The 13,354-nt window shown below is 67.1% G+C and carries 14 protein-coding genes; 4 read left to right on the top strand and 10 right to left on the bottom strand.

The genetic code is table 11. The features are described from left to right. The first annotated feature begins 148 nt into the window (after window positions 1-148). A complete protein-coding gene (locus AC5P8D_RS09255; RefSeq protein ID WP_495203246.1) occupies window positions 149-1,147 on the top strand; it encodes a DUF2272 domain-containing protein in 999 nt (332 codons plus the stop codon). A 68-nt stretch (window positions 1,148-1,215) separates the two neighbouring features. Next, window positions 1,216-1,566, top strand: coding sequence for a DUF3301 domain-containing protein (locus tag AC5P8D_RS09250; RefSeq protein ID WP_005408844.1), 351 nt, complete (start codon window positions 1,216-1,218; stop codon window positions 1,564-1,566). 104 nt (window positions 1,567-1,670) lie between these two features. Here the strand turns inward: AC5P8D_RS09250 and AC5P8D_RS09245 are convergent, their stop codons facing one another. The 7 genes from AC5P8D_RS09245 to AC5P8D_RS09215 all read right to left on the bottom strand — a co-directional run bounded on the left by AC5P8D_RS09245 (window position 1,671) and on the right by AC5P8D_RS09215 (window position 7,733). Continuing rightward, the gene (locus AC5P8D_RS09245) at window positions 1,671-2,123 is read right to left on the bottom strand and encodes a ClpXP protease specificity-enhancing factor (RefSeq protein ID WP_010486115.1); all 453 of its coding nucleotides are present in this window, start codon (window positions 2,121-2,123) and stop codon (window positions 1,671-1,673) included. A gap of 84 nt (window positions 2,124-2,207) precedes the next feature. Then, window positions 2,208-2,843, bottom strand: coding sequence for a glutathione S-transferase N-terminal domain-containing protein (locus tag AC5P8D_RS09240; protein WP_005408842.1), 636 nt, complete (start codon window positions 2,841-2,843; stop codon window positions 2,208-2,210). 134 nt (window positions 2,844-2,977) lie between these two features. Further along, window positions 2,978-3,727: a cytochrome c1 gene (locus tag AC5P8D_RS09235; RefSeq protein WP_010486117.1), complete on the bottom strand. Its 750-nt coding sequence runs from the start codon at window positions 3,725-3,727 to the stop codon at window positions 2,978-2,980. Next, window positions 3,720-4,979 carry a cytochrome b gene (locus tag AC5P8D_RS09230; RefSeq protein ID WP_495203245.1) on the bottom strand — a complete coding sequence of 420 codons (1,260 nt, stop codon included), beginning with the start codon at window positions 4,977-4,979 and terminating at the stop codon, window positions 3,720-3,722. The genes AC5P8D_RS09235 and AC5P8D_RS09230 overlap by 8 nt, the downstream gene beginning before the upstream one ends. Beyond that, window positions 4,979-5,599: a ubiquinol-cytochrome c reductase iron-sulfur subunit gene (petA, locus tag AC5P8D_RS09225; protein WP_010486121.1), complete on the bottom strand. Its 621-nt coding sequence runs from the start codon at window positions 5,597-5,599 to the stop codon at window positions 4,979-4,981. Before petA ends, AC5P8D_RS09230 begins: the two co-directional genes overlap by 1 nt. Window positions 5,600-5,800: 201 nt before the next feature. Then, window positions 5,801-6,718: a lytic transglycosylase domain-containing protein gene (locus tag AC5P8D_RS09220; protein ID WP_159359964.1), complete on the bottom strand. Its 918-nt coding sequence runs from the start codon at window positions 6,716-6,718 to the stop codon at window positions 5,801-5,803. Between the two features lie 46 nt (window positions 6,719-6,764). After that, window positions 6,765-7,733, bottom strand: coding sequence for a helix-turn-helix transcriptional regulator (locus AC5P8D_RS09215; protein ID WP_049436541.1), 969 nt, complete (start codon window positions 7,731-7,733; stop codon window positions 6,765-6,767). Window positions 7,734-7,813: 80 nt separating this feature from the next. Here AC5P8D_RS09215 and AC5P8D_RS09210 point away from each other — a divergent pair, with 80 nt between their 5' ends. Both AC5P8D_RS09210 and miaB read left to right on the top strand, forming a co-directional pair. Beyond that, a complete protein-coding gene (locus tag AC5P8D_RS09210) occupies window positions 7,814-8,434 on the top strand; it encodes a glutathione S-transferase family protein (RefSeq protein WP_010486127.1) in 621 nt (206 codons plus the stop codon). A gap of 188 nt (window positions 8,435-8,622) precedes the next feature. After that, window positions 8,623-10,041 carry a tRNA (N6-isopentenyl adenosine(37)-C2)-methylthiotransferase MiaB gene (gene miaB / locus AC5P8D_RS09205; protein WP_010486129.1) on the top strand — a complete coding sequence of 473 codons (1,419 nt, stop codon included), beginning with the start codon at window positions 8,623-8,625 and terminating at the stop codon, window positions 10,039-10,041. Window positions 10,042-10,120: 79 nt separating this feature from the next. Here the strand turns inward: miaB and AC5P8D_RS09200 are convergent, their stop codons facing one another. The 3 genes from AC5P8D_RS09200 to AC5P8D_RS09190 are packed head-to-tail and all read right to left on the bottom strand — an operon-like array spanning window position 10,121 to window position 13,130. Continuing rightward, on the bottom strand, window positions 10,121-11,233 hold the full coding sequence (locus tag AC5P8D_RS09200) for an ABC transporter permease (RefSeq protein ID WP_049436539.1): 1,113 nt from the start codon (window positions 11,231-11,233) through the stop codon (window positions 10,121-10,123). Further along, window positions 11,230-12,153 carry an ABC transporter ATP-binding protein gene (locus AC5P8D_RS09195; protein WP_010486131.1) on the bottom strand — a complete coding sequence of 308 codons (924 nt, stop codon included), beginning with the start codon at window positions 12,151-12,153 and terminating at the stop codon, window positions 11,230-11,232. The genes AC5P8D_RS09200 and AC5P8D_RS09195 overlap by 4 nt, the downstream gene beginning before the upstream one ends. Before the next feature lie 20 nt (window positions 12,154-12,173). Next, the gene (locus tag AC5P8D_RS09190) at window positions 12,174-13,130 is read right to left on the bottom strand and encodes an HlyD family secretion protein (RefSeq protein WP_217015577.1); all 957 of its coding nucleotides are present in this window, start codon (window positions 13,128-13,130) and stop codon (window positions 12,174-12,176) included. Window positions 13,131-13,354 lie beyond the last annotated feature (224 nt).

The following is a 13,354-nucleotide window of genomic DNA, read 5'->3' as shown; positions in this document are numbered from 1 at the left end:
TCGGCTGCTTCTCGATCTGCGGCGCGCCCTGCACGCGCTTCGCGCGATAAGCCGGGCATGGGCTCGGCTCTACACGATCCGGGACGCCTTCACGGCTCGGCCACGCCTGCCTCTGCGACGCTGCCGGCATCCCCCACAGGAGCCGCGCATGCGCCGGATGCTCTTGCCTGCCTGTCTGCTGCTCGCGGCAGCCCCCTTGTCCGCAATGGCCGCCGAAGCCTGCGATGTGCCACCGCGCTTCGGCCTGAGTCCGCTGGCGGTGGCCATCCGCAACACTGCCTGCAACGAGCACCGGCTCTGGTACCGGCCCTTCATCGACCGCGATGGCCGCGCCGCCAGCCTCAGCGTCACCGAAGCCGAACGTGATCACCTGGCCGACAACGGCCTGATCGCCTGGCAGCGCGTAGCCGGCTACTGGCGCGACAGCGGCACGCTCAACGCAATGGGCAGCATCACCGGCGCCAGCAGCTGCTTGGCGCCGCTGGGCACGCGCTACACCGACAGCGACTGCCGCGCGTTCCTGATCGACAACCCGTGGTCAGCCGCCTTCATTTCGTGGGTGATGGTGCGTGCCGGCGTGCCCGGCTTCAACACCTCGCCGCGCCATATCGACTACATCCGCGCCGCGTACCAGGGTGGGCCTTCGGGCGTGCCCTACCGGCTGGTCGACCCGGCCACCGCCAAGCCCGCGCCCGGCGACCTGCTGTGCTTCCTGCGCGACCGCAGCACCACGCTCAGCTACAGCGGGCTGGTGCAGGCGCTGGGCAACGGTTCGGTGGGCCACTGGAAATCGCATTGCGAAGTGGTGGTGGCTGCCAACCTAGGGGGCGACCAGACCCTGTACCTGGTCGGTGGCAACGTCATGAACACCGTGGCGATGCGGTTGCTGCAGCTGGACCGCACCGGGCTGATCAAGTTGCCTCCGGCACGCGAACGCAACAGTACCGGCATCGACCCCAGCTGCACGCCCGGCCGCGAGGACGAATGCAGCTTCAACCGCCAGGACTGGGCAGCGCTGCTGCAGTTGACCGCCACATCACCGCTGGTGATGCCGTCGCCAACTGCGACGCCAATGCAGTCCGCGCCACCGCAGCCGGTCGTCATACCGCCTCAACCAGTCTCTGCTGGTCCACAACCGACGCGGTGATGCGAGGCGCTTGATCCAGCGCGCGTTCGCCGCCATCTTTGCGGGATCGACCTCTGACGGCTGAAGCCATGCCCACCCTGCTGCTGTTGCTGATTGCCGGCGGAATCATCTATTTCTTCTGGAATGCCGCACGTTCGGCCGCCGAGCGCGCGGTCGAACTGGGGCGCAATGCCTGCCGCGCCGCCGATGTGCAATGGTTGGACCAGGCGGTGCACGCCACCGGCCTGCGCCTGTCGCGCGGCGAGGATGGCCGACTCGGCTTCGAGCGCACCTTCAAGTTCGAGTATTCCTACGATGGCATCGATCGCCATGTAGGCCGCATGGTGCTGCGCGGCGATCAGCTGATCTCATTCACTGGCCCGGGCGCGGCGCGGATCAGCCAGATCCGCGCAGATGTGGACGATGCCGAGGATGTGTAGGACCTGAAGGTGTGCCGACCAACGGTCGGCACCCACACAATTCCGGCACCCGCCGATAAATCCTGCAAAGGAAAACGCCGCCCATCGGGGCGGCGTCGGAAACATTACTTGACCACGCGCAGGTTCGGGCGCCCCTTCGGCGGCGGACTGGCCGGCGGCGTATCGTCCGGCGGCGTGCCTTCCTCGTGCAGCAGCTCGTCGCTGGTCGCCGCGGTTTCGTTGCCCGGAATGTCATCCGGCAATGCCATGCCCTGCCCGGTCTCGCGGGCGTAGACGGCCAGCACGGCGCTGATCGGTACCTGCACCGGGTAGCTGGTGCCGGAGAAGCGCGCCGAGAAGCTCACCATCTCGTTGTCGATCATCAGCCGCACGACGGCACGTTCGGCGATGTTGAGCACGACCCGGCCATCCTTGACCGCCGAAGGCGGGACCTGCACGCCGGGAACGCCGGCGTCGACCAGGATGTGCGGGGTCAGCTGGTTGTCGTTGATCCATTCCACCAGCGCCCGCAGCAGGTACGGGCGGTGGCTGGTCATGTGGAAGAAGTCTTCGGTCATGCGTGAAGTGTACGCGCCCGGCGCCCTGCCGGGGCGGATCGCCTGCACGCCGGTCGGCGTGCAGACGGGTAACGCATGCCCGGATCAGACCGGCAGATCGCGCAGCTTCTTTTCCTGGTCGGTCAGGCTGCGGACGAAACCGGGATGGCGGAAGATGCGGTTGCCGTAGTCTTCGATCGCCTTGCCGTCCTTCGGCAGCGGTACGTCCAGCGACTGCAGGCGCCAGATGATCGGCGCCATCGCGCAATCGGCCAGGCTCATTTCCGGGTTGAGGAAGAACTTGCTGGCCTTGAACAGCGGCAGCGAGGCGGTCAGCAGCTCCTTCAGGCGCTTGCGGCCGGCCTCGGCCTGGGTCTTGTTGCCCAGCTGGATGGCCTGCACCTGCGGCACCCAGTCGTGCTCGATGCGCAGCATGGCCAGGCGGATGCGCGCACGCGACAGCGGGTCGACCGGCATCAGCGGCGGATGCGGGTAGCGCTCGTCCAGGTACTCGCTGACCACCGACGCGGCGTAAAGCACCAGTTCGCGTTCGACCAGGGTCGGCACCGAGTGGTACGGATTGAGGTCGATCAGGTCTTCAGGCGGGTTCTGTGGATCGACCGGAACGAAGTCGAAGGTCACACCCTTGGCCGCCAGGACCAGGCGTACACGGTGGCACAGTACATCGTCGTTCGAGGAAAACAGCGTCAGTGTATTGCGCATGCGTACGCTCGCCGCCATCAAAGGCTCTCCCACGACAGGAGACCGCCTGCCGCATCGGCGCCGCCGGCACCGTGCCAGCGATCGACTCCTCCCCGAGTGTGCAACCGACCATCACAAAAGCCAATAGGCCCGTGCGATGGCCGGCGGCAGATTCAGTGAACGTCCTTCCAGTATTCCTTCTTCAACAGATACAGCAGGAAGGTCAGCAGGGCCAGGAACAGGATTACCCACACGCCCAGCTGCTGGCGCTTGAGCGCGGCCGGTTCGCCGGCATATTCGAGGAAGTTGGTGATGTCCCGCACGGCCTGGTCGTACTGCCCGGCATCGACCGAACCCGGCGTCTCAATCTTCAGGCCGGTCACCGGCGGGTCCATGCCCGGCGCTTCGGGCTTGCCATGCACGGCATGCTGCAGGCCCTGCATTTCCCACAGCGGGTTGGGCATGGACGCGTTGGCGAACAGCGCGTTGTTCCAGCCCAGCGGCCGGCTGCTGTCCAGGTAGAACGACTTGAGATAGGTGTAGACCCAGTCACTGCCCCGCACGCGCGAGATCAGGCTGAGGTCTGGCGGCATCTTGCCGAACCACTTCTCGGCATTCTCCTTGGGCATCGCCACCGGGATCGGATCGCCGATCGCCGAGCCGGTGAAGTTGAGGTTGTTCATCACCTCCTCTTCGGTCAGGCCCAGGTCCTGCGCCATCCGCGAATAGCGCAGGTACTTCAGCGCGTGGCAGCCGGAGCAGTAGTTCATGTACAGCTGCGCGCCGCGCTGCAGCGAGGCGCGGTCACCGAGGTCGTTGCCGGCCTGCAGCAGCTTGGTGCCGCCTTCGGCGGCGGAGGCCAGGAAACTGCCCAGCATCAGGGCGGCCGTCAGGGCCAGCCGGACCATCCAGCGATCAGTCATGGGTGGTCACCCTCTCCGGTACCGGCTTGGTCTTGTCCAACCGTGTCCATAGCGGCATGGTGATGAAGAACGCGAAGTACAGGAAGGTCAGCACCCGCCCGATGTAGGTCTCGTGCACGTCGGTGCCCGGGCCGGAACCAATCACGCCCAGCCAGACGAAGCACACCGCCAGCACGCCCAGCATCACCTTCGAGATCCAGCCGCGGTAGCGCACCGACTTCACCCTGGCCTTGTCCAGCCACGGCACCAGGAACAGGATCGCAATGGCCGAGAACATCACCAGCACGCCGCCCAGCTTGTTCGGCACCACGCGCAACATCGCGTAGTAGGGCGTGTAGTACCAGACCGGCTTGATGTGCTCCGGGGTGACCAGGCGGTTGGCCTCGCTGAAGTTGTCGTGCTCCAGGAACAGGCCGCCGAAACCAGGCGCGAAGAAGATGATGAAGGCGGCGATGATCAGCAGGAAGCCGGCGCCGACACCATCCTTGAGCGTGTAGTACGGGTGGAACGGAATACCGTCGGCCGGAGCGTTCGGCGACCAGCGGTTGCCCTTCGGCCCCTTCTTGATCTCCACGCCATCGGGGTTGTTCGACCCCACTTCGTGCAGCGCGCCCAGGTGCAGCACCACCAGCAGCAACAGCACCAGCGGCAGGGCGATGACGTGCAGTGCGAAGAAGCGGTTGAGCGTGGCGTCACTGGGCAGGTAGTCGCCCATGATCCATTCGGTCAGGCCGTTGCCGATCACCGGTATCGCGCCGAACAGCGAGATGATCACCTTGGCGCCCCAGAACGACATCTGGCCCCACGGCAGCACGTAGCCCATGAAGGCTTCGGCCATCAGCACCAGGTAGATCAGCATGCCCAGGATCCACACCAGCTCGCGCGGCTTCTGGTAGCTGCCGTACAGCAGGCCACGGAACATGTGCAGGTAGACCACGATGAAGAACAGCGAGGCACCGGTGGAGTGCATGTAGCGGATCAGCCAGCCCCACTCCACATCACGCATGATGTATTCGATGGAGCCGAACGCCTCGGCGGCGTTGGTCTTGTAGTGCATCGTCAGGAAGATGCCGGTGACGATCTGGTTGACCAGCACCAGCAACGCCAGCGAACCGAAGTAGTACCAGATGTTGAAGTTCTTCGGCGCGTAGTACTCGCTGACGTGCTTGCGGTACACCGGCATCAGGCCGGGCGCGCGGGCATTGACCCAGTCGGCCACGCCGCTGGCGGTACGGGCGAGGATATTGGCCATCAGGCAGCCCCCTGCGGATCGACACCGATGATGATGGTGTTGTCGTCCTGGTAGTGGTGCGCGGGCACCTTCAGGTTGATCGGCGCCGGCACGTCCTTGAAGACGCGGCCGGACATGTCGAAGCGCGACTTGTGGCAGGGGCAGAAGTAGCCGCCCTTCCACTGCGGGTCGTAGGGCTCAGGCCGGATCTCGGCGACCATTTCCGGCGAGCAGCCCAGGTGCGTGCACAGGCCGACCAGCACGGAGATGTCCGGCTTGATCGAGCGCAGCTCGGGGTTCTGCTTCAGCACGTACTCCGGCTGCTGGTCCTTCTCGCCGGACTCGGGGTCCTTGAGACGACCGTCCAGCCCGTGCAGCGCATCGAGGATCGCCTTGGACCGCTTGACGATCCAGATCGGCTGGCCACGCCATTCCACGATCAGGCGTTGGCCTTCCTGCAGGGCGCTGATGTCGGCCACCACCGGTGCGCCGGCAAGCTTGGCGCGGGCACTGGGGTTCCAGGATTTGATGAAAGGAACTGCGGTGAATCCGACGCCGACGGCGCCCACCACGGCTGTGGTGGCAGAAAGAAAACGCCGACGTCCGGTGTTGACTGGATCGTGTACCCCATCGTTGGCCATCCGGCACTCCGATATTGATTAGGTAGCTTTAAGGCTGCCAGCGGATCCGGTGGGGGCCAGAGCCGCATTGAATCACGGTTGAGTGTAGCGGAACCGTCGCGCGCCACACAACGCATTGCAACAACATTGATTTTTGGGTTGCCGGCCAGCGACCAGCACTACCGGCTGCTTGCCGCTTCGCTCGCCAGGCATGGCCTGGCGCTACTGCTTGCTCAATGCGGTGCGGTAACGCTCGGCCAGCTGCCCGACCCGGCGCACGTAGTACTGGGTTTCGCTGTAGGGCGGTACGCCGCCATGGCGGTCGACCGCGCCTTCGCCAGCGTTGTAGCCGGCTGCGGCAAGGGTCAGGTCGCCATTGAAGCGCTTCAGCAACCACGCAAGATACTGCACGCCGCCGCGGATGTTCTGCCCGGCATCGTAGGAGTCACTGACCCCGAAGCGCGCGGCGGTTGGCGGCATCAGCTGCATCAGGCCCTGCGCACCGGCACGGCTGAGCGCGGTCGGGTTGTAGGCCGACTCGGCATGGATGATGGCCCGCACCACCGCCTCTTCCACGCCGAACTCGCGCGCGGCCGAGGTGATCTCGGTCTGGAAGGCCGAGGTGTTCAGGCGCACGGTGCCGAAGTCCACGCGTGGATTGACCCCGCACGCGTAGCAGCGCTCCATGAAGCTGTAGCGGATGGTCCGCACTGGGCCGAGGTTGGCGACCTGGGTCGGGCGCGCACTCGTGTAGTGGCGCACGCCGTCCTTCATGAAGGAATAGACCTGGCCGCTGACCATGCGCCCGCCACGCGAGGCGACCGGCTGTGCCGGCGCGGCGGCTGCAGGCGCAGGCGCGACCGTTGCCGGCGCTGCGGCGCTGGCGGCAACGGCAACCGGGTTGCGTTCGATGCTGGCCACCGTGGTCGGCGCCGGCCTGGATGCGGCCACCACCGGGCGCGGCGCAGGACGGGTGTCGCGGCTGTAGCTGATGGTGCTGCAGCGCGCACCTGCCACCCGCTTGCTTACATAACTGGTGACACCGTCAGGGCCCTGGCACTTGTACAGGGTGCCAGCGCTGGCCGGCGCAGCGGTCAGCGCAGCGATGATGATCGCCGTTGTCCCCAGTATCCCCTTCATGGCGGCGAGTGTCCCAGCTTCGCCGGGGCTTGCCAAGCGATGTGGCTCAGCCTGTGACCGGCGGCACGGCCAGCACCTGGCCCAGCCCGGCCAGGCGCTGGGCCAGTTCGTCGCGCAGGCCCGGCGGCGTGGTCCACAGCGCCACCGGCACGCGGTCCAGGCTGAGGATCTGCGCCAGCATCATGCCCCGGCTCTCGGCCCCCATGCGCAGCAGGCAGTGCTCGGCACCATCCGCCTCCAGCACCCCGCACCAGGGCGGAATGCGGCCTTCCAGTTCGGCGCGGCTGCCGGCCAGGCGGACGATGGCCTGCAGCGCGAACGGGGCCTGGCTGACCGCCTGCCGCACCATCACGTCCGGCGGCGCCGGGGTGCGCCGGTGCATGCCCGGCTCGGAGCACTCACGTACCGCGCCCATCCGGTCCACGCGCAGGGTGCGCCAGTCCTGCCGGCCCAGATCCCAGGCCAGCAGGTACCAGCGCCGGCCGTAATTGACCAGGTGCTGCGCCTCGACTTCGCGCTGGGTAACAGCCTCCTGCGCGCTGCGGTATTCGAAGGCCAGCCGTGACGCCTGCCGGCAGTACTGGGCCAGCCGTCCGAGCAGGCGTGCGTCGGTGGACGGAAGATCGGACAGGGTGGCCGTCGCTGCATGCACCTCGCCGGCCTGCTGGCGGCGACGGGTCGGCACCAGCGGGTCGAGCTTGGACAGCAGGCCACGCGCGGTGTCGTCGATGCCGGCGACGGTGGCCGAGGCCGCGCGCAGGGCGATGGCCAGGGTGGTTGCCTCCTCCTCGTCCAGCAGCATCGGCAGTACCGGTGCCCCGGCCCCCAGCTGATAGCCGCCCCCTACCCCGGCCGAGGCCTGCACCGGGTAGCCCAGCTCGCGCAGGCGCTCGATATCGCGGCGGATGCTGCGCCGGTCCACACCCATGCGCTCGGCGAGCTCGGCCCCGGACCACTGGCGGCGGGCCTGCAACAGGGCGATCAGGCGCAGCAGTCGGTGGGCGGTATGGCGCATGAAGGATCGAGGACAGAAGTCGTCCGCAATAGTGCCCCAGGATGGCCTCCAGTTCACCACCCACCGCAAGGAGCAATGCCATGAATTCACGCCGGATCACCCTGTACCACGCCGCCCGTTCCCGCTCGAGCGGCGCCGTGGCCCTGCTCGAAGCGCTGGGTGCCGACTACCGCATGCAGGTGCTGGACCTGAAGGCCGGCGCCAACCTGGCCCCGGCCTACCTGGCCATCAACCCGATGGGCAAGGTGCCGGCCATCGTCCACAACGGCGCACTGGTAACCGAACAGGTGGCCATTTATCTGTACCTGGCCGACCTGTATCCGGAAGCCGGGCTGGCCCCGCCGATCGGCGACGCCCTGCGCGGGCCCTACCTGCGCTGGATGGCCTTCTATGGCGCCTGTTTCGAGCCGGCGATGATCGACAAGGCGATGCATCGCGAGCCGCCGCCGCGCCTGATGTCGCCGTACAACGACGCCGAGACCGTGCTGCAGGTGGTCGAGGCCCAGCTGGCGCAGGGCCCGTACCTGCTCGGCGAGACGATGAGCGCCGCCGATGTGCTGTGGGGCAATGCGCTGGCCTGGACCACCGCCTTTGGCCTCGTACAGCCGGCGCCGGCAACAGCCGACTACATCGCCCGGATGAGCGCGATGACCGCCTTCGACCGGTCGCGGCGGATCGATGCGGAGCTGGTGGCGGCGTAATCAGCGCCCCCTTGTAGAGCCGAGCCCACGCTCGGCTGCTCCTCCGCCTTGCACAAGGCAGCCGAGCGTGGGCTCGGCTCTACAGTGACGACCACGCCGGGCTTGGGCTTGGCCGCATGAACGCGGCGGCTGGCGCGGGATGCGGGTAGAATTGCCCGCTTTCCCGCCACCCGAATGGATTAAGCGCCATGACCGGGACGCCAGACGTCTTTCCGCCCGCCACGCCGGGCGGTACCCCGCTCGTTGCCCTGCCCGCTGGTCCGCGCAAGCCCGACCAGGTCAAGGGCAAGCTGTACATCAAGACCCACGGTTGCCAGATGAACGAGTACGACTCGGCCAAGATGGCCGACGTGCTTGCCGCCAGCGATGGCCTGGAACTGACCGATACCCCGGACGACGCTGACGTCATCCTGGTCAACACCTGCTCCATCCGCGAGAAGGCGCAGGAGAAGGTATTCAGCCAGCTGGGCGTGTGGAAGGGCCTGAAGAACAAGGGCCGCGAGGTCATCATCGGCGTCGGCGGCTGCGTCGCCTCGCAGGAAGGCGAAGCGATCATCAAGCGCGCGCCGTTCGTCGACCTGGTTTTCGGACCGCAGACCCTGCACCGCCTGCCGGAACTGATCCGCGCGCGGCGCGAACAGAAGCGCCCGCAGGTGGACATCAGCTTCCCCGAGATCGAGAAGTTCGACCGCCTGCCGGAGCCACGTGCCGATGGCGCCTCGGCGTTCGTGTCGATCATGGAAGGCTGCTCGAAGTACTGCTCGTTCTGCGTGGTGCCCTACACCCGCGGCACGGAGGTCAGCCGCCCGTTCGAGGACGTGGTGGTGGAAGTGGCCCAGCTGGCCGCGCAGGGCGTGCGCGAGATCAACCTGCTCGGCCAGAACGTCAACGCCTACCGTGGCCCGTATGGCGATGGTGAGTTCGCCGACCTGGGCCTGCTGATCCGCACCATCGCCGAGATCGATGGCGTTGGCCGCATCCGCTTCACCACCTCGCACCCGCTGGAGTTCAGCGATTCGCTGGTCGATGCGTTCCGCGACGTACCGCAGCTGGCCAACTTCCTGCACCTGCCGGTGCAGGCCGGCAGCGACCGCGTGCTGTCGGCGATGAAGCGCGGCTACACCGCACTGGAATTCAAGTCGAAGATCCGCAAGCTGCGCGCGGTGCGCCCGGACATCTCGATCAGCTCGGACTTCATCGTCGGCTTCCCCGGCGAGACCGATGCCGATTTCGAGAAGACCATGAAGCTGATCGAAGACATCGGCTTCGACCACAGCTTCTCCTTCATCTATTCGCGCCGCCCGGGCACGCCAGCGGCCGACCTGGAGGACACGATCAGCGATGCGGAGAAGCACGCGCGCCTGTCGCGCCTGCAGGAGCGCATCAATGCGCACGCGGCCAGCATCTCCCAGAAGATGGTGGGCACGGTGCAGACCGTGCTGGTGGAAGGTCCGTCGCGCAAGAATCCGAACGAGCTGACCGGCAAGACCGAGAACATGCGCTCGGTGAACTTCCCGGCGCCGGCACGGCTGATCGGCCAGTTCGTGGATGTGGTGATCACCGAAGCGCTGACCAATTCGCTGCGCGCGCGGGTGGTGGCGGAGTAAGGTCTGGGTGTGCCGACCAACGGTCGGCACCCACCGGAAATGATGCCGGCCAGCGGCCGGCACTACCGAATGACAGGCCTCAATCCAATCGCTTGCGGAAGCGCAGGATCGCCAGCGTCATCATCACCACGATGAAGGCCAGCAGCGCCAGCGCGTCGTGCCACAGCTCCCACAGCGAGGCGCCGCGCAGCATGATGCCGCGCACCAGCCGCAGGAAGTGGGTCAGCGGCAGCACTTCCGCCAGCCATTGCACCGGCCGCGGCATGCCCGCAAACGGGAACATGAAGCCCGACAGCAGGATCGACGGCAGGAACAGGAACAACGTCATCTGCATCGCCTGGAACTGCGAGCGCGCGCGCGTGGAAATCAGCAGGCCCAGTGCGAGGTTGGCCAGCACCAGCAGTACTGCGGCCAGGTAGATGTCCAGCAGGCTGCCGCGGATCGGCACCTGGAACAGCCAGGTGCCCAGCACCAGCACCAGCGTGGTCTGCAGCAGGCCAATCGCTGCATAAGGCAGCACCTTGCCCACCATCAGTTCGCTGCGCGACACCGGCGTGGCGATCAGCAGCTCCATGTTGCCGCGCTCGCGTTCGCGCACCACCGCCACGGCCGTGAACATCACCAGGGTCATGGTCAGGATCACCCCGATCAGTCCCGGCACGATGTTCACCGCCGAGCGCCGCTGCGGGTTGTAGAAGCTGGTCACGCTGACCTGTCCACTGGCGATGCTGCCCTCGCGCAGGGGACGCGTGTTGCTGGTCGGACGCGTATCCAGCGGCACCTGCGCCAGCTGGATCGCTGCGCTCTGCACCACGGTGTCGCTGCCATCGACCAGCACCTGCACCGCTTCGCGACCGTCAAAGCGGCGACGCTCGAAGTCGGCCGGCACCACGATGCCGACACTGATCTCGCCACGGCGCAGCGCCTGCATCAGCTGGTCCGGGCTGTAGGCTTCGCTGCGCGGGGTGATCACGCCGGTGGCCATCATGTCCTGCACCAGCGCGCGCGAGGCGGCGCTGTTGGCCTGGTCGGCGACACCGGCATCAAGGTGGCGCAGGTTGAGGTTGATCGCATACCCGAACAGCAACAGCTGCATCACCGGAATACCGACGATCATCGCCAGCGTGATGCGGTCGCGCCGTAGCTGCCGCAGTTCCTTGAGCATGATCGCCCACAGCCGGCGCAGGTTCATTCCGCCGGCTCCCGGCCACGACCACGGGTGGCAGCCACGAACACGTCTTCCAGGTTCGGTGCCACCTTCTCGATGCTGGCCTGCGGGTCAGCACTGGCCAGCGCACGGCCCAGCACTGCGATGTCCGCCGCTCCCTCATTGCACAGCACGCGCAGATGGGTGCCGATCTGCGCCACGCTGAGCACGCCGGGCAGATCGGCCAGTGCGCGGCTGGCCAGGCGCGGCTGCGACGCGGTGACCTGCAGCGTGCGCCCTTCCAACCGTGCGCACAGCTCAGCCGGTGTGCCATCGGCCACCAGCGCACCACGATCGAGGATCGCCAACCGATGGCAGCGCTCGGCTTCGTCCATATAGTGGGTCGATACCAGCACGGTGGTACCGGCGTCGGCCAGTTCAAACAGGGCCTCCCAGAAATCGCGGCGTGATTCCGGGTCGACCGCGCTGGTCGGCTCGTCCAGGAACAACAGCTCGGGCGCATGCACGACGGCGCCGGCCAGCGCCAAGCGCTGCTTCTGGCCACCACTGAGGGTGCCAGCCAGCTGCGGCTGCCTGTCCAGAAGACGATACTGCTGCAGCAGCTCGTCGACCCGCTGCCGGGCCTGCGCGCGTGGCAGGTCCTGGATGGCGGCGAGGAATTCCAGGTTCTCGCGCACCGAAAGATCTTCATACAACGAGAAGCGCTGGGTCATGTAGCCGATGCGCCGGCGCAGTGCTTCGGCCTGCTCGGGAACCGCCAGGCCCAGCACCTCGATCTGCCCGGCACTCGGTTCCAGCAGGCCGCACAGCATGCGGATGGTGGTCGACTTGCCCGACCCGTTCGGCCCCAGGAAGCCATAGACCTGGCCACGCGGCACGGTCAGGTCGACATTGTCCACGGCCAGCAGATCGCCGAAGCGGCGGGTCAAGCCCTGCGCATGCACCGCGATGTCCGCACCGGTGCTCAGAAGCGCACCTGTACCGGAAGACCCGCTGGCAGCTTCTGCATGTCGCTGTTCCCGTCCACTTCGATCTCGGCCAGATAGCTCAGGCGCTCGACGTCATCACCGGTCAGTGCGTAGTACGGCGTGAACGACGGCTCGCTGCGGATCGCACGCACGTGCCCCGTCAGCACCATGCTGCCTCCCTCCAGCTGTATCTGCGCGGCCTGTCCGACCTTGACCTGCAGGCGCAGCGGCTGCGGCAGGTAGACGCGTGCATAGGGGCGCTCGCCGACCAGCATCACCGCCAGCGGCGCGCCGACCGGCGCCTGGTCCCCCTGCCGGTAAGGCAAGGCATCGACCACGCCGTCGCGCGGTGCGCGCAGCTGCAGCTTCTGCAGGTTGACGCCCTGCACTACCTGCTGCGCCTGCGCAGCGTCCGCTGCGGCCTGCCCCTGCGCGATGTCCTGCGCGCGGCTGCCATGCACCCGCTCCAGCCAGGCCTGCTCGGCGGCACGCACGCTGGCTTCGGCGTTGCCGGCCGCAGCCCGTGCCCGGTCCAGCTCGGCGGCGGCGATCAGGCGCTGTCGCGCCAACGGTTGCACCCGCTGGTAGTACGCGCTGGCTTCAACCGCCTGCGCACGCAGGGCCGCCAGCTGCGCCTGGGCCTGGGCGATCTGCTCCTGCCTCGGGCCGATCTTCAGTTCCTCCAGCTGCGCCTGCGCGCGCACCGTGTCCGCCTGCGCTGCAGCGAACTGCGCATCGCCACGGGCCGGGTCGAGCTGCATCAGCACCGTACCGGCCTTGACCTGCTGGCCCTCGCGCACGTCCACCGTGGCGATGACTTCGGCCGCCGGCGCCGGCACCGTGATCCGGTCCCATTCCAGCGTGCCCAGTGCAGTCGGCGCTGACTGCCCGCACCCCGCAAGCAGGCCGATGCCCGCCAGTCCGATCCCACGCATCCCGTTGCCGATGCCCATGCCATCCCCTCCTGCGACGGCGACACGGTGCCATGTACCCCGTGCACCCTCAATGATTCCGATCAGCCCTGACGGTTTTTTCACCACACGTGGGCAAGCCTTTTGCCGCAAGGCTCCGCACCACCTATCCACAGGTTGATTCGGCATCATTCCACAACCGCTGTGGAAATCCGCCAGGACGTGGCTTTGTTGCTCGCCCGGCAACGAAACCTGCACTGCCATCA

Source organism: Stenotrophomonas sp. YJH_SMC_101-4, assembly GCF_059370395.1.
Note: the sequence above shows the minus strand (reverse complement) of the source record. Positions and strands in the feature narration are given on the sequence as shown.